The following is a 24,879-nucleotide window of genomic DNA, read 5'->3' as shown; positions in this document are numbered from 1 at the left end:
GCCGACGTTCGGGTTTTCCGGGGTATTTATGCCCCGGCCCCATTGAAGCGCATCTTCACGCGCAGGACCTTGGCATTCCTTATCGAGTTTTCCGGGGTATTTATGCCCCGGCCCCATTGAAGCGTGTAATCATCACATACGACAATATAGTCCTCGTTAGGTTTTCCGGGGTATTTATGCCCCGGCCCCATTGAAGCCATCCCCTCGTTAATTGTCCTCTTGTCGAATACGAAGTTTTCCGGGGTATTTATGCCCCGGCCCCATTGAAGCCACAGTGGCCAAGCCCCTAATCCGCCTGGAAGTGAGATGTTTTCCGGGGTATTTATGCCCCGGCCCCATTGAAGCCAGTGGTATGGGTGGGATGGACTGAGCTATTGGTTGTGTTTTCCGGGGTATTTATGCCCCGGCCCCATTGAAGCCACGTAATCGGCTGCCCCAGATCTCCACGCAGAGAAGTTTTCCGGGGTATTTATGCCCCGGCCCCATTGAAGCTGGGATGTGGAGAGACCCGGTGAGGGATTGCCCATGGGTTTTCCGGGGTATTTATGCCCCGGCCCCATTGAAGCTTAATTTGATGAATACGATGTTCAGCAAAGTATATAGTTTTCCGGGGTATTTATGCCCCGGCCCCATTGAAGCTTTTCCGGCCTTCCACATCGAGTAAAGCTTCTTTGGCCGTTTTCCGGGGTATTTATGCCCCGGCCCCATTGAAGCCCGGAGCTTTCCTGAAACAGGCCGCTTGAAGTAGCCTGGTTTTCCGGGGTATTTATGCCCCGGCCCCATTGAAGCGTGAGAAGGCCTGATTCTTCGAGTCGCTTAGCGATTGTTTTCCGGGGTATTTATGCCCCGGCCCCATTGAAGCTTACATAGTGAGACACATGATGCCCTATCATACAGGTGTTTTCCGGGGTATTTATGCCCCGGCCCCATTGAAGCTGCCGTGCCTCCCCGATCCGGTCCGGCGTTAGGTCGGTTTTCCGGGGTATTTATGCCCCGGCCCCATTGAAGCAACATAGCGATGCGTTGTCAGCCGGTGATCCCGATCGTGTTTTCCGGGGTATTTATGCCCCGGCCCCATTGAAGCGTCCCAGAACGTGGGGATGATTTAAAGATGTTTGAAGTTTTCCGGGGTATTTATGCCCCGGCCCCATTGAAGCGCTTCTGAACTCACTGATGAGGAAAAACAAGGTTGGTGTTTTCAGGGGTATTTATGCCCCGGCCCCATTGAAGCCACACCCTTCTATACAATTCGCGTGTGGACCAACAGGGTTTTCCGGGGTCCTGAATCCGTGAAGTGTGATTGCGTGGACTGACGTGCATGGATTCGGCACCCATCTTGGGGGTCACCGAGACCCTGATTCAGCCACTTTTTCGGGTCATCGCCTTTTCAAGGACTGAAAAGCCCTCATGACGATGCCATCTCAGACATTTTCGGACACACCTCACCCCCTTATGCCCAAAGGAGCTTTCAGGCTTTTGCGGCGGCGATCCCTACGCTGGGCAAAATTTGAGATAAACACTCCGAAAAGCGTGAAAAGCGGGACAATGCCGACCAAACTGCAGCTTCAACCGACGACCGGTCCGGATCACACGCCCTGCCAGATAGATCAGCTCCTGCATCACGGTCTTTATGCGACGCCGCTTGGCCCGATGCCGTACTGGCGAAAAATGGGCCAAGAGCCCGGTTTGGCCCAGGATGCGCAATATGTTGTAAGCCAATCCGCCCAGGGTCAGCACCAGCGCATTAGTGGCAAACTTTCCAGACGGCAATCGTTCCAAGTCCAGGTCGGACTTGATCTCACTGTGAAACTGCTCGCTCAGACCTCGGTTCTCGTACAACCGGATTACTTCATCTTCAGGGACGGAAAGCGACGTCCACCAGCCCTCCAGCTTGATATCAGGCCGGATCAAGATTTGTCCCTTGCTATCCGATATCCTCTCGGTCACCCGGATCAGCAGCCGAAACCGATAGGTCCCTTCTTCATGATGTCGCGTCACCCACGTGCTGAAGATCGCCACTTTCTTGCCGGGCCGGGGTTCACACACACGGCCTTCCCTGAAGGCCCGATCACGCCAGGAAAGGATGTCCGCCCTGCGCGGATTCCATCGGATGATGAAGCTCACCTTGGGATGTCGGCGAAGCTCCACAAGCGTTTCCAGGGCATCATGAGCCGCGTCCGTTCGCACCAGCAGGGGCTTGCGGGTCACCTTGCGCGCATGCACCAACATCTTGCGCAAAAAGTCAACAAATCCGCTCTGAGAATGCTGAGACCCAGGGCGAAGCTCCAGGCCCACACACCATCCCTCCTGGCCAAGGTAGGCCCCGATCGGCGCATATCCGTCGTAGTCCTGGTACGTCCGCGAAACCCCTTCTTTCTTTGTGTCGGAATTGTCCAGGCAGAAAACATCCAGGTCCAAAGGCACGTGCCCCGAGGAAAGAGCTGTCACGGGAACCTGGGTCCTCTCAAGCAGTTCTACGCTACTTGCGCTGGCAAGACGTTCGAAAACTATCGCGTGCTTGTCCAAACGTTGCCGCATGGTTTCTTGCGAAGGAACCTTCTGAATGTCCAGAGCGTCTTTGAACCAGTCATCGCCGGAAACGCCCTCAGCGGCTTCAAAGTCACTCTTGCCCAGACACAGAAGCCCCAAGTAGGTCTTGACCACATCCGCGTGCGAGATCATTGGTCGCCCTGGAACTTGCTTTTCCAACTGCTCGCACAGGCTCGTGTACCCGTTGATCAGATTCCCCACAAGGGCCAAGCCTGCCTGCCCGCTGTAGAAGGCCTTGGAAGATTGTTCGATCTCAATTTTCTTCATGAGTGCACCTGCCGGGTGAAAATGTGACAGGAGGTCCTATAGCATAAATGAGATGTAAATTCAATGAGATATCCACCACAAGATAGTCTTGTGCATAGGTGCAATTTCACGGATTAAGGGGGGTATTTATGCCCCGGCCCCATTGAAGCGGTGGATAACCTCACTTCACTCGTTCAGAAGGCAAACAGTTTTCCGGGGTATTTATGCCCCGGCCCCATTGAAGCAGGTGGAGCGAATTGAGGGCTTCCTCGAAACGCGCCAGTTTTCCGGGGTATTTATGCCCCGGCCCCATTGAAGCAGGTGGAGCGAGTTGAGGGCTTCCTCGAAACGCGCCAGTTTTCCGGGGTATTTATGCCCCGGCCCCATTGAAGCCACACCCTTCTATACAATTCGCGTGTGGACCAACAGGGTTTTCCGGGGTATTTATGCCCCGGCCCCATTGAAGCGGTGGATAACCTCACTTCACTCGTTCAGAAGGCAAACAGTTTTCCGGGGTATTTATGCCCCGGCCCCATTGAAGCAGGTGGAGCGAATTGAGGGCTTCCTCGAAACGCGCCAGTTTTCCGGGGTATTTATGCCCCGGCCCCATTGAAGCAGGTGGAGCGAGTTGAGGGCTTCCTCGAAACGCGCCAGTTTTCCGGGGTATTTATGCCCCGGCCCCATTGAAGCTCAGCCCACTGTTTTTCAGTGGCTCAAGGGCAAGAAGTTTTCCGGGGTATTTATGCCCCGGCCCCATTGAAGCTGACCTCGCTCCCCGGTGGGTTCGGGGCCGTGCCGCTAGTTTTCCGGGGTATTTATGCCCCGGCCCCATTGAAGCTGCAGTTTCCCATGCTTGTTCGGGTGTGTCACCGACGTTTTCCGGGGTATTTATGCCCCGGCCCCATTGAAGCAGGGTCCCGCACAAAGCGGCACCGACCAGTTCCGCCTGTTTTCCGGGGTATTTATGCCCCGGCCCCATTGAAGCATGCTCATCTTAAAGGGGTCGTAAGACCTAGCAATAGTTTTCCGGGGTATTTATGCCCCGGCCCCATTGAAGCATATAACTTAGGCTCACTCGCTCTTCGCTAGTGAGGTTTTCCGGGGTATTTATGCCCCGGCCCCATTGAAGCGTGGACAACTTGTTGGAATCCTCACAAGTTTTTTGGCCACGTTTTCCGGGGTATTTATGCCCCGGCCCCATTGAAGCTGTACTTCCCCGCCATCACTTGCTGGAGCGATGCCTGTTTTCCGGGGTATTTATGCCCCGGCCCCATTGAAGCGGCTGCCCGCTCGGCAAGGCCACGGGCCTGAGCACGGAGTTTTCCGGGGTATTTATGCCCCGGCCCCATTTGCTATTGTTATCGCATTTTTATCTGAGAGTTGAATCGATTCGGATAGGTGCAGGTCAGCCTGCGGTGTCTCTTTCCCCGTCTTTAGGTTGATCGCGATGCCAAACCCCATCCATGGCCCTGTTATCCAGGTCGCCGGCGACCTCCGGTGGTCGCCCTGCCGACAGGGTGCGCTCTCATCCAATGCACCGCACCGATTCAGGGCAAATGGGAGACTTGTTTCCACAAGTTCAGGGCAGGCACGGGGGCCTGCCCCTACAGGATCGTTTCCCGAGTTGGCTATTCGTGATCCATCAAGAAGAAAGCGTAAGGCACAGGGGCCTGGCCCTACAGGGCTGTTATCCAAGGCCGGCATCGATTCCAAAGCATGACCACCAAACGATGGAGCCTTGGCGGCGGTCGCAAGGGTTCAGAAAGACGCGGATCCCAACCTGGAATGCGAGTCACCATGCGTAGGAACGTCTTGTCACTTGCCTTTCGAGAATATTGACCTGCCCATGGTCAAGGACGAGGAGGGGTGCTCCAATGGACTCTTGGGTGCGCGTCCCGAATACGGTTCGAGCCGCCCTTGGGATCGGCTGGAAGACAAACCGGCTGGTGAAGCGCAACAAGGAAATCCGCTCCCGGAGTGGCATCTGCGCAAGCAGATGGACAGGCGGGCGGGAAACAAAGGCGGGGGGGCTTCCTGCCCCGAAAATGATGGGCCTAGAGCCGGACGGCCAGGGGAGGCTCAGGCCGCTTATGGCGTTTCCCGCGGTGTTCCAGGAAAGCTTTCCGCGCTGCCGCCCGGCCCGTTGCGCAAAAACCTTTTCCGGAGTATGTATGCCCCGGCCCCGGCGATCATCCGTGGCCTCGATGATGGAAAGCGTGCCGCAAAGCGCCGATACAGCCTCGGTGAGGACACAAGACGCCGCGAAGCGGGAGATGCCCCTTCCGTGCCGCGAGATATCAGCGCCCGAAACAGAGGACGCTGTCCGCGCGAAAACACAGGCGGTGCTGCGCGGGGTTCATGCGGACAACGTGTCCACACTCGGGCCTTCGGACCTCTCGGCTTCCCCGTGCTCGAGGTGCCACGATCCATCAACCCTCTTGAGCCCGCCGGTGCCCCTGGACGTGCACGTTGATGCCAAGGGGATCACGGCGCCGTGATCCACCGGCGGCCGCGGTTCCCCCGCAAGCCCACAGAGGAGTGTGCCATGCTCCCGCGCCACCCGTACCAGTTGGCCCTGATGGGCTTTTGGCTCGATGAAAGCCCGCACGAAGACCTCCCTCGGTACGTCGAGATTCTGGAAACATACACCGCCAAGCTCCAGGAGGAGCTGGACAAGCTGCGCGAGGAAAACGAGGAACTGCGCCGAAAACTCAGCAGCGCCCTGCGGGAAAAAGACGAAACCCGAAGAGCCTTTCAGATCTATACCGCACTTCAAGGCATCAAGCGGGCCGCCCCTGGCCCGAAAGCGCCTGCAGTGGATCCCAACGGCGTCGGCGCGGACAACGGCCCGGTCTGCCCCGATACGGCAGCAGTGGAGACGATACGCCGCTTCCGGGAAGACGTGGAACGGCTGCTTCGGTTTCTGGCGAAGTTTTTCGGGCCCCAGGACAACCCTTTCCTCACATCCCGAGGGATGGCGCACCGAGAAAAACTTCTTCGTTATGTGCGTTATATGACCAAACAACTGGCCGAGATCTTTTAGGACCCGCCCGAAACGCCAAGACAGCTTTCAAGGTCGTCACCCGTCTGCATCCACAGAATCCGCCCCGGCCCCCTAAATTTCCCGCCGTCCGTTCTGCCTCATCCCTCCCCCATAACGGGACCGCCCCCGCAGCGAATCATGTGAGGTGAGGCGTCACGACAAAAAAATTTTTCTCTCGCGCCGGATGTAGGACGCTTTTTGGGGGACCGGACCCTTTACCAATGAGGCCAAGATCCCCACAGGGGTGTGCACCCCACTGCAAGAAAAGGAGGTATCGATTATGGCCAGAGTCTCCGAATTTGTTCCCAAATCTATTTCCCCGGGAGAACCGTCCCACTACGCTTCCATGGCCGTGGTTCCCATCACCAACGGTGAAACGGTCCAAGAATTCGCCACGGTGGTCCTCCTCGAGGAAGCGTTGGAAAAGGGATGGGCGGAAATCACAGAAACAGACGCCGGCGGCCAGGTCCCTTTCCTTCGCGTGAAAAACCTCGGGCCCCAGCCGATCCTCATCCTGGACGGCGAAGAGCTCCGAGGGGGCAAGCAGAACCGCATTGTCAACACATCCATCTTGGTCGCCGCCGGGATGACCCTCAACATGCCGGTGTCCTGCATGGAGGCGGGACGGTGGCGGGAAACACGCAGGGACTTCGAGGCCGCCAAAGCCGTCTTCCCGGCGAGATCCCGGGTTCGCCACAAGGAGAGCGTCATGATGTCCCTGAGCACTCACAGGGAATTTTTCAGCGACCAACACGCCGTGTGGGACGAAGTGTCTTCTCGGCTGGAGGAAGTCGGAGCCTCCTCGCCGACCCAGGACTTTCAGGAAGCCCGCAGGCGTGCGGATGCACGCATGGAAGACTATTTGGAAAAACTCACGCCCCAACCGGACCAGCTGGGGGCGGTCTTCATCGGACCCCAAGGACTCCTGGGAGCTGAGCTGCTGGGATCGGTGGAACTCTTCCGCAAAGCTTTCCCGAAGATCCTGAAGAGCTTTGCGTTCGAGGTGCTCTATGGGCCGCAGGAGCCGCCTTCGGGTGTCGCCGACGCCGCCGGGTGGTGGCAGCGTGTGCTGGAGATCCCCGTGGCGGTGTTCCCGTCTCCCGGTCTCGGCAACGATCTTCGGGTGGATTCTCCCGACGTCATCGCCTCCGGGTTGGTGTGGTCGGAAAGGCTCTTGCACTTTTCCTGTTTTCCCAGGACCTCGAATCAGAGGCGGTCTTACGGGCACCGGGAGACACACCGTGTATCGGCCTCCGAGCGCAGGCGTCGCATGACGTTCTAAGGCGCGCGTCACCGTAACCGAGCGCACGGCGGCAGCGGACTTTTCCGATCACGAAGGGCGGCGGCGTTTTTCGCCGCGCCCTTCATGACACACTGTCCTCGCAGGAAGGACCCGTGATCGGCCCACGCTTATCCGGCGGCGGCGCGTCCGCATCGGCCGGTCCATGCGTGGAAGAGTTCCCCCCGCGGGACAGACCGGTTTCTCTCCCATAATCCGCCCGGGATGCCTGCGTGGCTCTTCTCCCGGCAAGGCGGGCGGTGGACGTCATGATCCAATCGGCCCCAAAAAGCATGACGGATGCCTGCCCGTCCTTTCCACCGACAAAGCGGGGTGTCCTCCACCTCCCGGCGGGACTCCCTGTCCCGAGCCGCGCCGAGGTTCCGCCTTGACATCCCCTGGGGTCGGCGCCCATAGTGCGGTCCGGGGCTTTCTATGAGATCCGCCCTTGAAGGGCGATTCCCCGCGCGGGCGATGTCCACAGGACCGGATGCAGAGGAGGGTTCGATCCATGTTCAGCGCCGACGAAGTGCTCAAGATGGCCGTGCGCATCGAAGAAAACGGAGAAAAATTCTACCGGCGGGCGGCGGGGCTCCAGAGCGATCCCCAACTCCAGGAAATCCTGCAGGATCTTGCGGGCGATGAAGCCCGCCATCGGGAATGGTTCGATACCATGCGGCAGCATCTCCCCCGGGAAGAGGGAGAGGCGCAGTGGGTCCGGGAGGTGAGCGGCGATTTGCTCCAGTCCATGATCGGCGATCAAGCCTTCAGCCTCAAAGAGGTTGACCCGGCAGAGTTGGTGACCATGGAAAAAATCTTCGAAACGGCCTTGGAGTTCGAAAAGGACAGCATCCTCTTTTACGAGATGCTCACCGGATTCATGGACGAAGGGGAGAGCGCCCGGGCCCTCGAAGAAATTATCGCGGAAGAAAAGCTCCATGTGGAAATCTTGGAGGCGCGCCTCAAGGCCCTCCGGTGCGGCACCGAGGCGGCACATCGTTGAAACCTTTTGAAGCTCGCGCCGCTGCCCGACGGCGGTAGTGCGCACGGGATTATCCGAGCCGTGAGGCGCCGTCGTCCGGAGGCAGCGGCCGGCCCAAAGCCCGTGGCGCCCGAGCCCGGATGAACCGCAGGATGCGCCCCGCCCACGGCCGCGCCGCCGCCCACCGTTCCACCTCGGGTCTTCCCCCTAAATGCATGAACACCAAGGTGAAGATCATGAGAGGGAAGGGCGCCGTCTGAAACACCTGGGAGGGAACGGACGGCCAGATGCCCTGCAGGGTGATGCCCAGCATTTGGAGCACCGCGAAAAGATAAGCCCCCACGGCCACCTTCACAGGGTGCCAGCCGCCGAAGATGACCAGGGCCAAAGCGATCCAGCCGATGCCTTCGGCCCCTTGAGGACGCCCCCATCCCGGCTTGACGCTGAGAGAGAAGGCCGCGCCGGCAAGCCCCACCAGCACACCGCCCACCGCCGCACACAGCACCTGCACATGCCGGGCATGTATCCCCCGGGCAAAGGCGGCCCGCGGATTTTCCCCCACAGCCCTTAAAACCAGCCCCGCCCGGGTGCGATAGAAGAGGAACCAGATCACGGCGATGCAGACCATCGAACCATAGGTGACCCAGGTATGCCGGAACAGGGCGGCTCCGAGACCCGGCAGGGCCTCCAGAAGCGGGATGGGCACGGGGGACGTCTGTGGGCCGGGCAGACGCGCATAGGGGTTGCCCAAAAAGTACGCCAGGTCTTTGGTCATGAGGGTAAGGACAAAGCCGACGGCCACCTGCGGCTGCCCGAAGTACAGGCTCATGACGGCGACGACCACCGCCGGAACGGCCCCCGTGACGGCACCGGCCAAGAACCCGGCAGCGAGGCTTTGGGTCTCGGAGGCCGTCACGAAAGCCGTCATGGCCGCCAAGAGGATCGTCCCGTCCAGGGACAAATTGATCAGCCCGGCTTTTTCCGTCAGGGTTTCCCCCATGGCGGCCAGGACCAAAGGCGCCGCCCCGGCGAGCACCCCGGCGGCAAACAGAGCGAGATGGCCGTCGGTCACGATGACCTCCTCCGCCGGCTCGACACGCCCTGCACGGCCAAAGCGGCGAGGACCAGGCTTCCTTGAAGGACGCCGGCAAGAGACGAATCCATGCGGAGCATCATGGGCAATTGGATACTTCCCACGTTCAGGACGGCAAAGAAGAGAGCGATCCACGGAATGAGCTGCCATCGTTCATGGGCCAGCATGACGACGAGCAGGGCCAGGTAGCCGTATTGGCTGGAGATGTTGGGGATGAGCCGATGATAGACGGCCAGGGCTTGGTAGGCCCCGGCGAGTCCCGCACAGCTTCCGGCGAGGAGCATGGCCAGGAGCATCCATCGGGAGGGGCTCAGCCCCAAGAGATACGACGCATGGGGATTTCGGCCGATGGCTTTCAGGGCCAGACCGACCCGGGTGCCGCGCAGACTCCATGCCGTGAATCCCAGGACAACGACGGTCGCCGCCACGGCATAGGGGGACACGGCCCAGCCGGGGACCCCCGGAAACCAATAGGCCTGAGGAAAGGTCTCCGTGCCGCTCATGCTCGCAATTCCCGGCTGTTTCCACGGACCGAAGATAAGATAGAGAAGGAGACCGGAGGCGACGAAATTCAAGCCCAAACCGGCGAAAATCTCGTTGACTCCGCCTCGGGTTTTCAAGATCCCGGCCGCCAGCGCCCACAATCCGCCGCACAAGGCGGCGCCGACCAAGGCCGCGGGCAGCACCAGTTCGGGCGCCGCCCCTCCGCCCCACCGGACTACGGCGGTGGCCCCCACGGCCCCCAAGACCACCTGGCCTTCCACGCCGATGTTCCACAGCCCGATCTGAAAGGTGAACAAGAGCCCGAGAGAGCACAGGGTGAGGGGCACCCAGACCCGGAGCACTTGGGCGAATTTGGCCCAAGATCCCAACGATCCCGCCAGGATGTGGCGGTAGGCTTCCAGGGGAGACGCGCCCCCCAAAGCGACCACGGCGGAGCTCAAGCCCACGGCCAGAACCACCGTCCAGAACAAGCGTCCACAGGTTTCTCCCCACGTCCCGGACTTCATGGACCCCTCGCAATTTTACAGGGAAACGCGCCCGGCGATGGCACTCCCCAAAAGCTCCGGCCGGGCGTCTTGGGCGTCCACATCCAAGAGGATCCGCCCGTTATAAAAAACAAGCACCCGATCGGCGGCCGTGAGGATTTCATCCAATTCCGCGGAACTGAACAGGATGGTGGCGCCGGCGTCGGCGAGCCGCAGCAAGTGCTCCCACACCCAATGGCTGGATTCCACATCCAAACCTCGGGTGGGTTGTTCCAAAAGCAGCAGGGTCGCCTCCGGCGGCACCAGAGAAAGGAGCAGCCGCTGCTGATTGCCGCCCGACAGCGCGTCGGCGGGGGATTCGGGGGTGCCGCGGATGCGGAATCTTTCCACGCGCTCTTGGGCCGTGCGGCGCGCCGTCTCCCATGGAACGCAGAGTTTCGGCGGACAGGCGGCCAGGGCGAAATGTTCCGTCAGGGTAAGACCCTCGATGAGGCCTTCTTCCAGACGGCCTTCCGGCACGAAAGCCACCCCGCGGCGGCGGAACGCATGGTGGTCCCGGCCCGTAACTTCCTCCCCGAAAAGCTCGATGGCACCGGAGACGGGCCGCTGCAGTCCCGCAGCGAGGCGAAGGAACACGCCCTGCCCGCTGCCTTCCAGGCCCGCCAAACCCACCACTTCGCCTTTGCGGAATGTCGCCGTGGCGTCCCGAAGTCCGGCCCGCCCCCCGAGACCGCTCACCCCGCGCATCTCCAGCACGATCTCCGTTGAGGTTCTCAGGCCCTTCTGCAGCGGTGCCGGCGGGCTGCCGAACATGAGCGCCAGGATCTCCCGAGGATCGAACGGGGCTTCCAAAGATCCGGTCACGGCCCCTTGCCTTAGGACCGTCACCGCGCCGCACAGGTTTTCCACGTCTTCCAACTTGTGGGACACCAGGAGGACCGTCTTGCCGTCTTCGGCGACCCGGCGCAAAGCCCGGAACAGGAGTTCTTTTTGCGCCGGAGAAATTCCCGTGGTGGGTTCGTCCAAAATGAGCAGTCGGCATCCCAAGGACAAGAGCCGCAGGAGCTCCACCTGCTGACGTTCCCCCAAGGTCAGGGTTTCCAAAGGGGCCTGGGGGTCCAAATAAAAGCCGAAATCCCGGCACATGGATTCCAAATGATCGGCCCAGACCTTCGGCGACGTCTTGGGGTATCGGGGACGGCCGACCATGAAATTTTCCAGAACGGTCAGCGGGGGAAAATCCAGAGGTTCCTGATACAGCATGCCGATCCCGGCTCGGGACGCTTCCGCAGGGTGCGCAAAATCCGTGGGTCGGCCGTCCAGCAGAATCTCCCCGGAAGAGCGGGGCACCGCTCCGGCAAGGATTTTCATCAGCGTGCTTTTCCCCGCGCCGTTTTCCCCGAGGATGCCGTGGATGGTGCCGGAACGCACCCGAAGATCGATCCCTCGATTGGCGTGCACGGGCCCGAAAAATTTATGAATGTTTCGAAGTTCGACGTCCACCCCGCAAAACCTTCACCCCGAAGATTTTCCCTCGGCTTTTTCGTTGATTCCCCCATGACCCGGTCGCCTTCGGGAGGGCTCCCGGCGATTTTCCCGTGAGCGGCCGCTGCCGTCCGTTGAAGAGACCGTTTGGATGATCTTTTCGGAAAACGAGAGGCGGTCCGCCTTTCGAAGCGCACCGCCCCTGACGCTCCCCTTCACCGTCTCGACCGTCATTTCGCGCTGCTGGGGCCTTCCATTCCTTTAAGCAACTGTTTCATGGTCCAGATGTCCTGATCGGAGGCCGTGGCGCCGGCCGGCACGAACACCGACCCGTCCTGGTAATACAGGGGCCCGGCAAAGAGATTGACGGCGCCGGAGGCCAAATCGGCGATGAAACGATCCAGCGCGTGGCTCACTTCCGGGCTCAAGGCCTTGCCTTTCATGAACCCCAAGGGACTGGTCGCTTCGTTGTTGAGGTCCTTCCAGTCCGGGCCCAGCCACAACCATTGGGATTTCCAACGGCCGGTCATGGCGGCCTGAACCAGCGGCACGTATCCGGGACCCCAGTTGTAGTAGGGCACTCCCAGGCAGGCGTTCGGAGCGGCTTCACAGGCACCTTTGTAGTCGTAAGGAACCGCCCAGGCATCCCGACCTTCTTGGCGTTTCTGGGCGGCCACGGTCAAGGCTTCCGTGGTGTCGATGCCGGAAACGACGACGTCATAGCCGCTGTGGAAAAAGTTTTGGGCCACCTGTGTGGGGTCGGCGGTCACCCCGGGGATGTTGAACCAAAACCCGATCCAGGTCACCGTAAACACCAGTTTGTCCGCAGGTTCCTTGCGCACCTGCGTCCAGGCATACCGAGCGCCAAGATAGGTCGATGCGGCGAGACGCCGCGTTTCTTCGTTGATGAGCGGGCCGAGGTAGCCGATCTTTCCCGTTTTGGTCGTCAAGGCGGCGGCGAAGCCCGCCATCATCTTTCCGTATTCCATGCGGACCATGAGATTGGACAAATTGGGCGGGGCCTTGCCGGTTAACACATCGTCTCCGGAAACGTGGACAAAAGCCACATTCGGGTGCTGGACGGCCGCTTCCCGAATGCCGTCTTTCATGTCGTCGGAATTGGCGATGATGAGCTTGGCGCCTTTGGAGACGAGATCATCCACCACCTGAGGGATGGTGACCCCCGGGCGGTCCGCCGGGTTGACTTTGTCAATGTAGAGCATCTTGGTACCCGGCACGGTGCGCTCGACGTACAGGCCCGCATCGTAGTGCGCCTGGCTCCATCCTTTGTCGTTGTACGGGCCCACCAAGAGCAGGCCGAAAACGAAAGGTTTGTCCTCGGCCCCCCCGAGCGCGGGTGCCCCCAAAAGCGCCAGACCCAGCACCACGGCTCCCCAGATTTTCCATCGGTGGTTTTGTGTTCCCATCATCCCCTCCCCGCTCCGATCGGTGGTGTGTTCCGCCACGTGGGTCAACCCCTCTGTGCCCCCCGTTTCCGCCGCACCAGGCCGCACCCGAGCATGGATCATAAAGAAAAGGCGCACCGATTGCAATCGAAGCCCGCCCAAAAAGCAGCCCCATCGGAATGCCAAGCCTTGACAAGGCGGGATCGAGCCTTATAATGCCCACGAAACATCTTGTGCGTCTCACACAAGTTTATTCCGCCTCAATCGGTAAGGAGGTACCGAGGTATGCCCATCTACGAATACGAATGCACCGAGTGCGGTCAGATCACCGAAGCCATGCAAAGGTTTTCCGATCCGCCCCTGACCGAATGCTCCCATTGCCGTGGGCCGCTGCGCAAGATGATTTCCATGAGCACGTTCCACCTCAAGGGGTCCGGCTGGTATGTCACGGATTACGCCGGAAGGAAACAAAACGAGAACACCCATTCCAAGAAGAGCACCGAGAGCGAATCCAAGAGTTCGGAAAGTTCCACGAGCACGTCTTCATCCGCCGGCAGTTCTTCATCTTCCGACGACTGATCCGGTGGCATCTCCCGATGAAAAAAGCGGGGTTTAGCCCGCTTTTTTCTTTTCACGGGTCATTTTTTTGGCGACGCCCGGGCACGGGCGCCAAAGAAATCGGGTCCCTCAGGCGCGTTCCCGGGTCACTCGTCGAGGCCCAAGGCGGCCCGAGTCGCCGGGCCGACGATGCCGTCCACCTTCAGTTTTCCCGTCGCCTTCTGAAACGCCATGACGGCCCGGTGGGTTTCCTGCCCGAAAACGCCGTCCACTTCCACCGGATATCCCGCATGGCGCAGGGCTTCCTGAAGCTTTCGGACATCGCCTCCTCGAAGGGCCGGGGTTTGCAAGCGAAGCAGGCGTCCCGCTTCCGGTTCTTCGGCGGAAACGCGCACCGGGGCGTCCAACAACACCGATGCGTCGATTCGTACGCCCCGAACGACAAAAGGGAGTTCCAGACCCCATTTGTTGTCGTCCATGAGGGTGCGGAAGCTTTCCATGCGATAGACCGTCTTGCGAAGCAGGCTGTTGGAATGCTGGGCGAGCCAATCCCGACGGCGCCGCACATAGCCTTCGATCCACGCCTTTTCCCCAATCCGGTGAGGATGCCCGATCTGTTCCGTGGTAAGGTCGCGCAGGCGCGGCCACGAGCCATGAATGCGGCTGTCATAAACCACAGCGACGCCCAAAGCCGATCCCACCCCGAGGGTGCCGGCCGCATGCAGGCTGGGTTCCCAATACACCCGGTCGAAAAGCGGTCCTGGCAGTCCCGCATCACGGGGTCTTGGCCGGCATCCCGCAGGATGCCCCGAAGCCGCTCATCGTAGTTGAGGGATGGATCCCGTCTGGCAAGTTGGTCCAGATACACGGCGAGCTGCGGCCCGAAAGCTCCGTCCGGCATGGCGCAGTAGTCCCTCACCAGAAGATACAGATTGCCGCTGGCCAGGGTGGTTTGGGAGCGGCCGTAGGTCAGTTCCCCCGGGTCCTTGGGGTGAAAGGTCACTTTGCCGTAATCCCCCTGGGGACGACCCGTTTCGAAAACATTGACGATGGCCTGGGCAGCCCTTTTCTGGAGATCGCTCAACATGGGGCCCTCCTTACGGTGTGGAAGGAAAACCGAAGACGCCGGGCCTTCCGCCCCTCCAAAGCGGGGTGGGGAAGGGAACACTGTCCGGAGTATACGCCATGGGCGTCGAAAAGGCCTCCATGTTTCGACGGACGGTTCCCGAAAACTTTTGTCGCGAAAGCGCACGCTGCCGGCTTGACAACCCCCGGCCCGAAACGCTATAAACCGTGTGCTTCCACACCGGGGATGTAGCTCAGTTGGGAGAGCGCAGCCTTCGCAAGGCTGAGGCCACGGGTTCGAATCCCGTCATCTCCACCATGAAAATCCTGCAGGCCGTTCAGAGAATCTGAACGGCCTTCGCTTTTTCCGAAACGGGAGCGCGTAAAGCGGCCACCCCATAAAAGACGGCACCCGCCACCAGCACGGCAACAAATCCCCAGCTCATGGCCGCCAAGGCTGCCGCAAGGGCGCTGACCACGGAAGCACATCCGTTGACGGCCCACGCCCAAGGGACAAGGTCTGGGTGGGTGCGGGCCACAGCGCGCAGGCCCAGGGGCATGGGCATGCCCATGAAAAACGCTGCAGGGGCCATGCCCAGAACCGCAAAAGCCCACCGGAACCCCGCAGGCAGTCCATGAGCCCACGGCACCAGAGCGATCCATGCCAGGCCGCACACACACACCATGACAGCCGTGAAGACGGCCGTCACAGCCAGAGGGGTCCCGAGCCGGGCGACACGACTTTCCTCGAGCCGGCGGGCCCACCGCTGCGACGCCAGACTCCCCAGCCCCGCCCACACAAGAAACGGCCCGACGGTTCCGGCGAAACCGGAGACGGGGTGTCCCAGAAGAAAAACATTTTTTTGAATCATAACCGTTTCGATAAAAAGAAACGCAAGCCCCAAGGATCCGAAATAGACCAGGATTTTTCCAGCCATCCGAGACGACGGCCGAAAAGAAGCCGTGCGGCGAAGAGCCAAGGGGAGGGCGATCCATAGCGCCGCCGCCAGAGTCGCCTGAACCGCCGCCGCCATGATCACCGGATAGCCCCACGACAGGAGGGATAGACCTCGGCCGTGCTGAGATCTCATCACATGGTTAAAGGTTCTCCAGCGGAAAAAATGAAACGCATAGGGCCGATTGTCCGTCACGGGATCGATGCGAAAGGGGTATGTCTTCAAAAAATTCCCCGCGCCGGGGCTCAAAAGGCTCGAAACGGCTTGGTGGAGGGGTTCGTCCTGGGAAACGTGAAATCGTGGGGATTGTTCTGGAATCATGCCGGGCAGGTAGGCGATGTCGAAGGAACGGGAAGAGCAAAACTTTTGGATAAATTGTTTTTCCAGAGCGGAAATCTCGGCTTTCTTTACCAAGAGGAGAGCCGTGTTCCAATCATGGATGACGGCCAGATGGCGAGACGGGTGCTCCACGCCGCGACGCTTCAACGCCTCCACGGCTGTGGCCACGAAGCGCAGGGTCGCCTGGGCGGGGACGGAAAGACTGTGTTCCAGGGCAAGAAAGCCTTGGGGAGACAAACGATCCAGATAGATTAAGAAAGCCTCCACGGTGGCCTCGTAGACTTCCATAAGGCTTGCCCCGCCCACGGCCGCGGTGCTGAGCGTTCCGACCGCCGCCGGATGAATCACGTCATAGGTGTGTGTTGTCGTGCGTAGGAACCGCCGCGGATCGGTGATGTCGACGCTGACGCGGCCGGGTCCCTCGTCCGGCCTGAGACCCCAGGCATGGTCGGTGACAGTCCGGGCCGCATCCCCGTGCCTTTCCACCACATCCAGGAACGAGGCACCCTCCGCCCGGGCGATCACTGTCTCCAGATTCCCGTGAAGGCCCAAAAGAAGACCTCGGATCTCCCCGGCTGAACGGCTGTGGAGCGCCGCCAGACGGTACGGCAGGGTCCGCAGGAGACAGTCGCGAAAGCCGAACCCCTTGGGAAATGCCTCCTTGGAAAACACGGGCATGGGGCCGGCACCGTCCACAAAGACGCCCAGGGGAGTGGACGGCGGTTCCGCGGCACAGGAGAGACTCCATCCGGAAAGGGACCGAAAGGGCACGTGGGGGCTTTCCACCACGGCGACCCATCCCATGGGGCCGAAACGCTCGGAGACGATTCGTGCCTCGGGAACTTTCAAAGCATAAGCCAGGCCTTTATAAGGATTGGGCATGGGTTTCAACGCGTCGGAGGGCACAAGGAGCTGGATGATTGATCCGGCCACGGCACACAGCAGAGCCCAAAAAACGAAGTTTCCAGATCGGAGCCTTTGAAATCGGGGAACATGCTTTTTCCGCAGACCGCTCCAAAAGGTGTGTGAAAAGATTGTGCGCCACGTTGTCCCTGAGCCGTCCGCAGGTGCTTCCAGGGGCCGGTCGTTGAGGCTTCGTGGCGGTGTGCAAAACAGCGCGGTGGCGGCGGTCCGCCCCTCTGGGGGCTGGATCCCGCACAGCACCGCAGACAGCACGGCCACGGCCGAAGCCGCTCTTAAAGCCCCGGCCGGATCGGCAACCTCAAGTAAACCCACCGCCAACGCCGCGCCCAAGCCGGCTCCGCAAAGATCCGCAAGGTAGAGCCGGTGCGTGCTTTCCGGCCGGCATCGAAAGGCCAATCCCAGCGCCATGCCTCCTGCACCAAAGGGCACACTGAGGCAGAGATAGAGGGCGGCGAGGTGCCCGATCTGGCGTCGATCCCAAAGGATTTCCAAGGGATTGAAAGAAAGGCGGGCGAGGGCGGCGGGGCTCAGAAGGACGGTCCAGGAGAGAAAAACGGCGGCGGCGGCAAAAGCGGCCCGCGGGCGCCGCCCCATGAGGTGCTGGGCCAGGGTGAGGGCCGTGGCGCCGGCACCGTAGCCCAAAAGCGCCAGGCTCAGGATCATGAATGCAAAATGGTGGTCATGAACGATGCGCAGAATGCGGACGAGAAGGACTTCATAGGTGAGGGCGGCACAGGACAAAAAAAACACGGCCGCTGCGGGAATCATGGTGTGCCGCCGCTTCGCGTCAGCGGGACAAAGGCCACGGGAAGCACACGGCGCGTGGTCACCGTGCCGTCTCGAGCCTTGTGGACCAGGGTAAGGAATTGGGTAAGAAACGGCGGCCCGACGGGAAGGATGAGTGTGCCTTCGGGCTTCAATTGGTCAAGGAGCGGCGGTGGGATGTGGGGGGCGGCGGCGGTCACCATGATGGCGTCAAAGGGGGCGTGCTCCTTCCAGCCGAAATAACCGTCGCCGGTTTTCACCTGCACGTTGGCATACCCGAGGGTTTTGAGCCGCGTTTCGGCGCTCCGGGCCAGTTCCGGAAGGATTTCCACGGTAAAGACCTCTTTTGCCACATGGGCCAAAACGGCGGCCTGATACCCGGAGCCCGTGCCGATTTCCAGCACTTTGTCGTTTTCGGTGAGATCGAGGAGTTCGGTCATGAGCGCCACGATAAAGGGTTGGGATATGGTCTGGCCGTAGCCGATGGGGAGCGGCCGATTGTCGTAGGCGTCGGGCACGAGACGGGCAGGGACGAAAAGATGCCGCGGCACTTGGCGCATGGCATTAAGGACAGGGGCGGACAGGGTGCTCCGGCCCGTTTCCGCCGCCGTTGCAGCCATATCCGCCACGACCTCTCGCAGCATGGACTCACGCCGGGCCGCAAAATCCGGCCCGTCCGCAGCCGACGAATGCAGCACCTCACCAAAGGCCAAGGCCCACACCAGCACCCATCGGACCCTCCATGCAGCCGCAACATGCTTTCGGCGAGGAATCATGAGCGCCACGCGTTTTCCCTTTCTCGCGGGTCGTGTCTGCCCATTATCTTTTGCATAGCATGGCGCCAAGTTCGACCATGGTCAAGCCCGATGCCGAGGCGGTCAAGCTGCCTGTCGTCGCCTTTTTCAAGCAAAGCTTTACTTGAATCGGTTTTGCTGAGTTCCGTGTGGTCGGCGGCTCGTTTGGCGCTTTTGAAGGAGCGCTCATTATGAGAGGACGCCAGAGCCCTTGATCCGGGCCATGGCGGGAAGCCTTCGAAGAGAGTCATAAAGGACCACCATCGGTCTGCTCCATGGAATCTCCAAACTTCTTGTGCACATGGCTTCTCGCAGGAAGCCGATCGCGCCTCGTGTCAAGATTTCCTGCGGAACGCATCACTTCGGCGGTTAAGGCGTGGATGTGGCCGTGATGCGGGGTGGATCGCGAAAGGAGGCGGCGGTTTGGGGAGGGGTGTCTTCAAAAAAGCTCCCTGATGCGGTAGCCCGTGCAAGATGCTGGGCGCGCAAAGAATCGCCGTATCGCACTTTGGGTCATCTCCTTATGGGAAAACGCCCGGCAAAAATCTTTCAATGCAGTTCGGCCGGCCGGTAAGACAAAAAAGGGGGCTTTTGCAGCCCCCGTTCGGATTTTTTCCGGTGATTGAAGAAACGGCCCGTCAAGATTTTCTCCGGCGGCGCAGGACCCGCCCCCCTAGGCCGCTGCCGATCAAGCCCGTGCCGACGAGCAGCAGAGTCCCGGGTTCCGGGATGGCTTGCGGTGGCCCGCCGCCATCTCTGTAGGTGACGTCATGCGACCCAGGGTTATTGACTATGGTTGACACTATGTCTGAATTTCTCTGGTCGTCCGTCTCGATGGCCATGACGTCAAAGTGAATCCTGTCGAAGCTGAGAGAGCCTGTCGTGAACGTGATCTCTTTGATTTCGCCTTTGGCGGAACCACTCCCGTCGGCAAAATCGGGTACAGTCTCGTCAGCCGCAAAATTCCCAATATCAAAATAAAAGAAATCAGCGACGTTGCTCTGGACGGGGTAGTGATTGTTGGGGAAATAACTGTTTTCCGAGAAATAAAAAGAAGTGATCGCGGTCGGACTGCCATCGATGTAAATCTTAAACTCGGTCGTATTTGATCCAGCATAGGAGTCCGGAACCGAGACGACCAAAATCGCGCCATGGCCATCGAATTCATCGGGAAGACTGGAGTCTATATCATTCCAATCCAGCCCGCCGTTGTACTGACCGCCGAGTTGGAGCGTCGGATCTTGGTTTGCATTTTGGGCACGCACCCCGGCTACGACGATGGTGTCCCCCGATGTGAAGGCGGTGTCCTCATCTGGGAAATCGTCCACGTAAGGCGCATACCCGGTGGAGGTGGGAACGCCCACCTGGAGGATGGGAACAGCCTGTGCGGGGATGGATGCCATGCCCAGGAGGGCAACAGTTCCGATGGCGAGTGCGATTGTCCGTTTCATGTGTTATTCCTCGCTTTTCTTGAGTATGGACCAGTGAAAAACTCTGGTTTGCCGACCCCATGCATAAACCTTCAGCCGTACGTTGTCCAAAGACTGTGCCAGAGTTTCCAGGTTCGGCAACTTCAATGATTTCATATGTAATGACGTGCAGTTAAGGGCTGCACGGAAAAAGTGCCCTCCTTCCCATAGCGCCCGGGTGTGCAATGGTTTGCCGGTTTTGTGTGCAGTTCGTTGGGTAAGAGTGGAAACAGTTTGCACAGCTTCCGTCTGGTGGGGAAGGGAGTGGAAGGTGGGATCAGAACGGTGCGGCCGATGCAAAGGCGGCCCCCGTGAATGATCGAGTGCTCCTTTTTTGCTTGAGCGCCGATGCCCACCGGCCCGGCGCCTTCGGTCATTCCAACGCTCATGGGTGCGGCTCACCGCCGGCGAAAGCCCATTCGGTTAAGGAGGCTTCATCCCTTGGTTGGGCCCATGAACCTCGCGGACATCATGTCCTGACACGGGGCTCCCCGACGCCGACGGGTGAGGGAAAACCCTGCTGATGGGAATGTCCGCCTTGAGGCCTCTGGATTCTGTCGATGCGTGTTTCTGGATTCGGAGGCCGTGTCTGTCCGTCTCAGGGGGCGAAAGCGCTCCCTGAGACGGGCGGGGTAGAAAATGACGAAAGGGATGGCAGTCCTATTTCGTCACGCGGATGGAAGTCTGCCCTTGGTTGCCTCCGGCGTCCGTGGCGACGGCCGTGATGGTGTGTGTGCCGGCAGCCACCGACGAGGTGTTCCAGCTGTACGTCAGGGACGACCCTGTGGTGGAAGCTTTCAGGACGCCGTCGATGTAGCATCGAAGGGCGGTGACCTTCACATTGTCCGTGGCGCTCATGGAAATGGTCACTTTCTTGCTCACTTTGGCGCCGTCGGCAGGACTGAGAATCTTCACCTGGGGCGGAGTGGCGTCCACGGGATCGGGAACATTATCCACCGTGATGGTCACAGCTTTGGAGCTTGCCCAATTTCCGGCCGCATCCCAGGCCTTGGCCGTCAGGGTGAGCGATCCGTCGGCAAAAACCGAGGTGTCCAGGCTGAAAGCGTAAGGCGCTTCAGAAGATTCGGCCACCAACTGGCCGTTGGCGTACAGTGCCACACGTTCGACGCCCACGTTATCCGATGCGGACACATCCACGGCCACACTGCCGGAAACCACCGCACCCGCCGCCGGGGCTGTGATAGAAACCGTCGGGGCCTGGGTGTCCACGCTATGCGCGTCCAGGGCCGCCAGGATCGCTGCATGCGCATTGACACGCCCATAGCCGTAGTAGGTATCCCAGCCGCTCGTGCCTAAATCCACGGCGGTCTGCTTCAAAACGGTTTCCACCTGATCCGGCGTAAAGGCGGGATTGACAGAAAAGACGAGGGCGGCGACCCCCGCGGCCGCAGGGCTGGAAAAGGACGTTCCGGACACACTGGCGTAGCCGCCGCCTCGAGCCGTGGTCAGAATGCCGGCACCTGGAGCGGCCAGGTCCACATAGTTCCCGTAACTGGACCAGCTGGCCTTGAGGTCTGAACTGGTGGTGGCGGAGACGCTGACAATGGATGGATTTTCCGGCGTGCTTTCAAAGGCTCCGGTGTTTCCGGCCGACGCGAACAAGAGCCCGCCTTTTTGTCGGAAATAATTGGCGGCGCTCGTCACGGTGGAGCTTCCCGTGACCATATAGCTGATGTTAGCCACGCGAGCCCCGTGATCCGCGGCCCAAATCACCCCGTTGGCGATGGTGCTGTAGTAGGCGTAGCCGTCCGGCTGACTGATGCGGACGGGCATGATTTTCGCGTTCCAGGCGAGACTCGCCACGCCGAGGCCGTTGTTGGCCGCAGCCCCGATGACTCCGGCCACGTTGGTCCCATGGCCGTAAACGTCGGAAGTGTCGGCGTTGTTGTCGTACATGTTCCAACCGGGGACGAGTTTTCCGGCAAGATCCGGATGCGCGGCGTCCACGCCTGTATCGAGGACCGCAGCTACCACGCCGTCCCCCAAAGTATAGTCCCACGCCGCCGGCGCCTTCACGAGAGGCAGGTGCCATTGACTCGCGTATTGAGGGTCGTTGGGGATCGTGTCGTCGGGAGGGATCAGGGCATCCGGTTCGGCAAAGGCGATCTTGGGATGCTTGGAAAGGGCGCGAGCCACGGCTTCTTCCGCCTGAGGGGGCACCGAAACCACATGGACACGGATCTTTTCCAGGGTTCCGAGACGCTGGCCGCCGTGTTCTGAAAGAACGTCATCCAGTTCGGCATCACTCACCCCGATCCGGGCCTGGACCAAAAGGCGCCCTTGGGCAAACGCCGGTTTTTCAGCCCAGGCACGAACGGCTCCAAATATAAGGTAAAAAGCAAGACAGGCAAAGAACGCCAGCGCACCGGCGCAATAAAAGAAGGCTGAGGTCCTCAAGGGAACAGTGGTCGCGGACCGAGGAAAACGGTTGGCTGAAAGCATAGTACACCTCCTGGGCATTTGGAATGTTCAGGCAAGAAACGGGAGAGACTGTCTTCCACAGGAGGAAGGAGGTGTTCCCGTTTCTTCGGCAGCCCGGCCGTCCCAAAGATTTTGGGACCCGTGGCTTTGCGTCCCCGCCTTACGGCGGGTTTGCCTTTTCGGAAACGCGGGGCTCTTCGGCCCACACTGAATTTATCGGAGGATCCGGGGGAAACCTTAAAAAAAATCTGAGGGCATCTTTCGAATTATTTCTTTGGTGCCATGTTCCCGGAATCCTGTGGAGGGACGGCGTCCCGGCCGTCCCCTCGGTTCCCGGAAAATCACCCACTTTACCGGGCCGGCTTCTTCGGGGTGAAGGCGACGCCGACCGTCCGCAAGACACGGCTATTTAAGGATCCGTGGGAAAGGTCAGGAGGCGTGGGGGTGATCGGACCCGTAGTAATCCAGGTACCAATCCACGAATTTTTGGATGCCTTCCCGGATGGAGGTGGAGGGACGGAATCCGAAATCGCGTGCCAGGTCGTCAATGTCGGCCGCGGTTGCGGGAACGTCGCCGGGTTGGATGGGCAGGAATTCCTTTTGAGCCTCCCTGCCGAGGCACTCTTCCAGCACGCGGATGAATTCCATGAGTTCCACCGGTCGGTTGTTGCCGATGTTGTAGATCCGATATGGGGCGGCGCTGGTGCCGGGATCCGGGGCGTCCCCGGTCCAAACGGGATCGGGTTGGGGAGCCTTGCGCATCACACGCACCACCCCTTCGATGATGTCATCAATGTAGGTGAAATCACGGCGCATTTTACCGTAATTGAACACCTTGATGGGTTCACCCTGGAGAATCGCCCGGGTGAACAGAAAAAGGGCCATGTCGGGCCGACCCCACGGGCCGTATACCGTGAAAAACCGCAGGCCTGTGCAAGGCAGGCCGTAGAGGTGCGCATAGGTATGGGCCATGAGTTCGTTGGCTTTTTTCGTGGCCGCATACAGAGACACGGGGTGGTCCACATTGTGGTGGACGGAAAACGGCATGCGTGTGTTGGCCCCATAAACGGAGCTGGAAGAAGCAAAGACCACATGGCCTGACCCATGCCGACGGCCGCCTTCCAGGATATTCAGGAAGCCCATGAGGTTGCTGTCCACATAGGCGTAAGGGTTGACGAGGGAGTAGCGCACGCCAGCTTGAGCCGCGAGATGGACCACCACCCGGAAGCCGTAGCGGTCAAAGACAGCTTCCATGGCCGCCCGGTCCGCCAAATCGATTCGATGGAAAACGAAGCCCGCGTGCGTTTCCAGGATCTTGAGGCGGTCCCATTTAATCCGCACATCGTAGTAAGGGTTCACATTGTCCACACCCACCACGGGGTATCCGTCCGCAAGGAGCCTTCGGGCGAGGTGAAACCCGATGAAGCCGGCGGCGCCGGTGACCAGCACGGGAACGGCAGGATCCAGCAGGGAATTGTCGGCCATGAACGTCTAATCCTTTTTCTTCAGGCGTACGGTGAGAACAGAACAAGGGGCTTTGCGCACCACACGATCCGCCGTGCTCCCGAAAAGGACGTGGGCGATGCCCGTCAGGCCCTGAGAGCCCATGACGACGAGATCGATACCGCGCTCCACGACGAAGCGGACGATTTCCGTGGCCGGGTACCCCGAAAGGATGTGGATCTCATAAGGCTGTTTTTCGCGCAGTTGGCTCACATACCGTTCTTCGATGGCGGCTTTGGCTCCTTCGGTGGCGCGTTCCACGAAATGGACATCCATTTCCAGCGGGACGTAAATCTCCCGGATCGGGGCGGTGGAAAAGGTGACCAGCACATGCACCAGGTGCAGGGTCGCCCCGTAGCGCCAGGCCAAATCTTTGGCGGCAATAAAGGCTTCGTCGGCGTTGTCGCTGAAATCCGTGCAAAAAGCGATGGACTTATAGAGATTCTCGCTCATGGTCGGTCTCCCCTTCAGACGTGGGTGGATGAATGGCTTAAGGGAATCAGGCGTCCACGATCCAGACCGTGACACCCCGGGCAAGGCCGATAACCGATTTAGACACACTCCCCAAAAAGAACTCCTTGACGCGGCTCAAACCCCGCCGGCCCAGGACCACGGTGGAACATTTCAAGGCCTTGGCGCGTTCCAGGATGATGTAGGCGATTTCCTGGCCTTCCACGCCGAAATCTTCTTGGATCTGGGACTCGCTGAAACCTCCATGGAGCAAAATGTCCCGGGCCGTGGCGAAGGTGCGCCGCATCTTCTCTTCGTCTTCCGGATTCCAGAAGTAGCCGCTCACATGGGGATGGGTTTCATGGATGGATTCGATGCGGCGGATCACATCCCGGGGGAGAAGATTGGGCGAGGCCGGCGGGAGCACATGAAACAGGATGCAATCCACGTGGGTCGCACCCTTGAGAAGACGGGTGACGTATTCCACGGCTTTTAACGACCCGGGGCGGTCGTCCAGGGCGATGAGCACGCGTTCCATGGG

General features: G+C 60.2%; 17 protein-coding genes, 1 tRNA gene, 2 CRISPR repeat arrays and 1 riboswitch (1 of these 21 only partly in view). Of the genes, 5 read left to right on the top strand and 13 right to left on the bottom strand.

Annotated features, from left to right (window positions below; all coding sequences use genetic code 11):
- Window positions 1–1,231: a CRISPR direct-repeat array (repeat unit 37 nt; unit sequence GTTTTCCGGGGTATTTATGCCCCGGCCCCATTGAAGC); it reaches 2,576 nt to the left of the window's first position.
- Window positions 1,232–1,491: 260 nt separating this feature from the next.
- On the bottom strand, window positions 1,492–2,817 hold the full coding sequence (locus ACZ5K9_RS16050) for an IS1380 family transposase (protein ID WP_464272321.1): 1,326 nt from the start codon (window positions 2,815–2,817) through the stop codon (window positions 1,492–1,494).
- A 112-nt stretch (window positions 2,818–2,929) separates the two neighbouring features.
- Window positions 2,930–4,151: a CRISPR direct-repeat array (repeat unit 37 nt; unit sequence GTTTTCCGGGGTATTTATGCCCCGGCCCCATTGAAGC).
- A 1,190-nt stretch (window positions 4,152–5,341) separates the two neighbouring features.
- Here ACZ5K9_RS16050 and ACZ5K9_RS16045 point away from each other — a divergent pair.
- From ACZ5K9_RS16045 to ACZ5K9_RS16035, 3 genes are all read left to right on the top strand, one after another.
- On the top strand, window positions 5,342–5,839 hold the full coding sequence (locus ACZ5K9_RS16045) for a hypothetical protein (RefSeq protein ID WP_464272320.1): 498 nt from the start codon (window positions 5,342–5,344) through the stop codon (window positions 5,837–5,839).
- A gap of 280 nt (window positions 5,840–6,119) precedes the next feature.
- Complete coding sequence (locus tag ACZ5K9_RS16040; RefSeq protein WP_464272319.1) at window positions 6,120–7,121, top strand: ARPP-1 family domain-containing protein; 1,002 nt, start codon at window positions 6,120–6,122, stop codon at window positions 7,119–7,121.
- A 508-nt stretch (window positions 7,122–7,629) separates the two neighbouring features.
- The gene (locus ACZ5K9_RS16035) at window positions 7,630–8,121 is read left to right on the top strand and encodes a ferritin family protein (protein ID WP_464272318.1); all 492 of its coding nucleotides are present in this window, start codon (window positions 7,630–7,632) and stop codon (window positions 8,119–8,121) included.
- A 49-nt stretch (window positions 8,122–8,170) separates the two neighbouring features.
- Here the strand turns inward: ACZ5K9_RS16035 and ACZ5K9_RS16030 are convergent, their stop codons facing one another.
- The 4 genes from ACZ5K9_RS16030 to ACZ5K9_RS16015 all read right to left on the bottom strand — a co-directional run bounded on the left by ACZ5K9_RS16030 (window position 8,171) and on the right by ACZ5K9_RS16015 (window position 13,094).
- Window positions 8,171–9,172, bottom strand: coding sequence for an ABC transporter permease (locus ACZ5K9_RS16030; protein WP_464272317.1), 1,002 nt, complete (start codon window positions 9,170–9,172; stop codon window positions 8,171–8,173).
- Window positions 9,169–10,203, bottom strand: coding sequence for an ABC transporter permease (locus ACZ5K9_RS16025; RefSeq protein ID WP_464272316.1), 1,035 nt, complete (start codon window positions 10,201–10,203; stop codon window positions 9,169–9,171). Before ACZ5K9_RS16025 ends, ACZ5K9_RS16030 begins: the two co-directional genes overlap by 4 nt.
- 15 nt (window positions 10,204–10,218) lie before the next feature.
- Window positions 10,219–11,685, bottom strand: coding sequence for an ABC transporter ATP-binding protein (locus ACZ5K9_RS16020; protein WP_464272315.1), 1,467 nt, complete (start codon window positions 11,683–11,685; stop codon window positions 10,219–10,221).
- A gap of 212 nt (window positions 11,686–11,897) precedes the next feature.
- Window positions 11,898–13,094, bottom strand: a complete 1,197-nt coding sequence (locus ACZ5K9_RS16015; protein ID WP_464273989.1) for a BMP family lipoprotein — start codon at window positions 13,092–13,094, stop codon at window positions 11,898–11,900.
- A gap of 264 nt (window positions 13,095–13,358) precedes the next feature.
- Here ACZ5K9_RS16015 and ACZ5K9_RS16010 point away from each other — a divergent pair, with 264 nt between their 5' ends.
- On the top strand, window positions 13,359–13,652 hold the full coding sequence (locus ACZ5K9_RS16010; RefSeq protein WP_464272314.1) for an FmdB family zinc ribbon protein: 294 nt from the start codon (window positions 13,359–13,361) through the stop codon (window positions 13,650–13,652).
- 125 nt (window positions 13,653–13,777) lie between these two features.
- Here ACZ5K9_RS16010 and ACZ5K9_RS16005 read toward each other — a convergent pair whose 3' ends face one another.
- Window positions 13,778–14,374 carry a peptidoglycan-binding protein gene (locus ACZ5K9_RS16005; protein WP_464272313.1) on the bottom strand — a complete coding sequence of 199 codons (597 nt, stop codon included), beginning with the start codon at window positions 14,372–14,374 and terminating at the stop codon, window positions 13,778–13,780.
- Between the two features lie 565 nt (window positions 14,375–14,939).
- Between ACZ5K9_RS16005 and ACZ5K9_RS16000 the strand changes: the two genes are divergently transcribed.
- A tRNA-Ala gene (locus ACZ5K9_RS16000) sits at window positions 14,940–15,015 on the top strand.
- Window positions 15,016–15,034: 19 nt separating this feature from the next.
- On the opposite strand, the gene ACZ5K9_RS15995 is transcribed toward ACZ5K9_RS16000, so the two are convergent.
- The 7 genes from ACZ5K9_RS15995 to ACZ5K9_RS15965 all read right to left on the bottom strand — a co-directional run bounded on the left by ACZ5K9_RS15995 (window position 15,035) and on the right by ACZ5K9_RS15965 (window position 24,876).
- On the bottom strand, window positions 15,035–17,683 hold the full coding sequence (locus ACZ5K9_RS15995) for a hypothetical protein (RefSeq protein ID WP_464272312.1): 2,649 nt from the start codon (window positions 17,681–17,683) through the stop codon (window positions 15,035–15,037).
- Complete coding sequence (locus ACZ5K9_RS15990; RefSeq protein ID WP_464272311.1) at window positions 17,680–18,408, bottom strand: protein-L-isoaspartate(D-aspartate) O-methyltransferase; 729 nt, start codon at window positions 18,406–18,408, stop codon at window positions 17,680–17,682. The genes ACZ5K9_RS15995 and ACZ5K9_RS15990 overlap by 4 nt, the downstream gene beginning before the upstream one ends.
- Window positions 18,409–19,112: 704 nt before the next feature.
- Window positions 19,113–19,925 carry a choice-of-anchor N protein gene (locus tag ACZ5K9_RS15985; RefSeq protein WP_464272310.1) on the bottom strand — a complete coding sequence of 271 codons (813 nt, stop codon included), beginning with the start codon at window positions 19,923–19,925 and terminating at the stop codon, window positions 19,113–19,115.
- A 678-nt stretch (window positions 19,926–20,603) separates the two neighbouring features.
- The gene (locus tag ACZ5K9_RS15980) at window positions 20,604–22,406 is read right to left on the bottom strand and encodes a S8 family serine peptidase (RefSeq protein WP_464272309.1); all 1,803 of its coding nucleotides are present in this window, start codon (window positions 22,404–22,406) and stop codon (window positions 20,604–20,606) included.
- 84 nt (window positions 22,407–22,490) lie between these two features.
- A riboswitch (cyclic di-GMP riboswitch) is annotated at window positions 22,491–22,571 on the bottom strand.
- A 243-nt stretch (window positions 22,572–22,814) separates the two neighbouring features.
- A complete protein-coding gene (locus tag ACZ5K9_RS15975; RefSeq protein WP_464272308.1) occupies window positions 22,815–23,870 on the bottom strand; it encodes an NAD-dependent epimerase in 1,056 nt (351 codons plus the stop codon).
- 6 nt (window positions 23,871–23,876) lie between these two features.
- Entirely contained in the window at window positions 23,877–24,341 is a 465-nt protein-coding gene (locus tag ACZ5K9_RS15970) for a universal stress protein (protein WP_464272307.1), read from the bottom strand.
- Between the two features lie 46 nt (window positions 24,342–24,387).
- The gene (locus ACZ5K9_RS15965) at window positions 24,388–24,876 is read right to left on the bottom strand and encodes a universal stress protein (RefSeq protein ID WP_464272306.1); all 489 of its coding nucleotides are present in this window, start codon (window positions 24,874–24,876) and stop codon (window positions 24,388–24,390) included.
- Between the last annotated feature and the right edge of the window lie 3 nt (window positions 24,877–24,879).

The sequence above is a fragment of the Desulfosoma profundi genome, from assembly GCF_055387865.1.
Note: the sequence above shows the minus strand (reverse complement) of the source record. Positions and strands in the feature narration are given on the sequence as shown.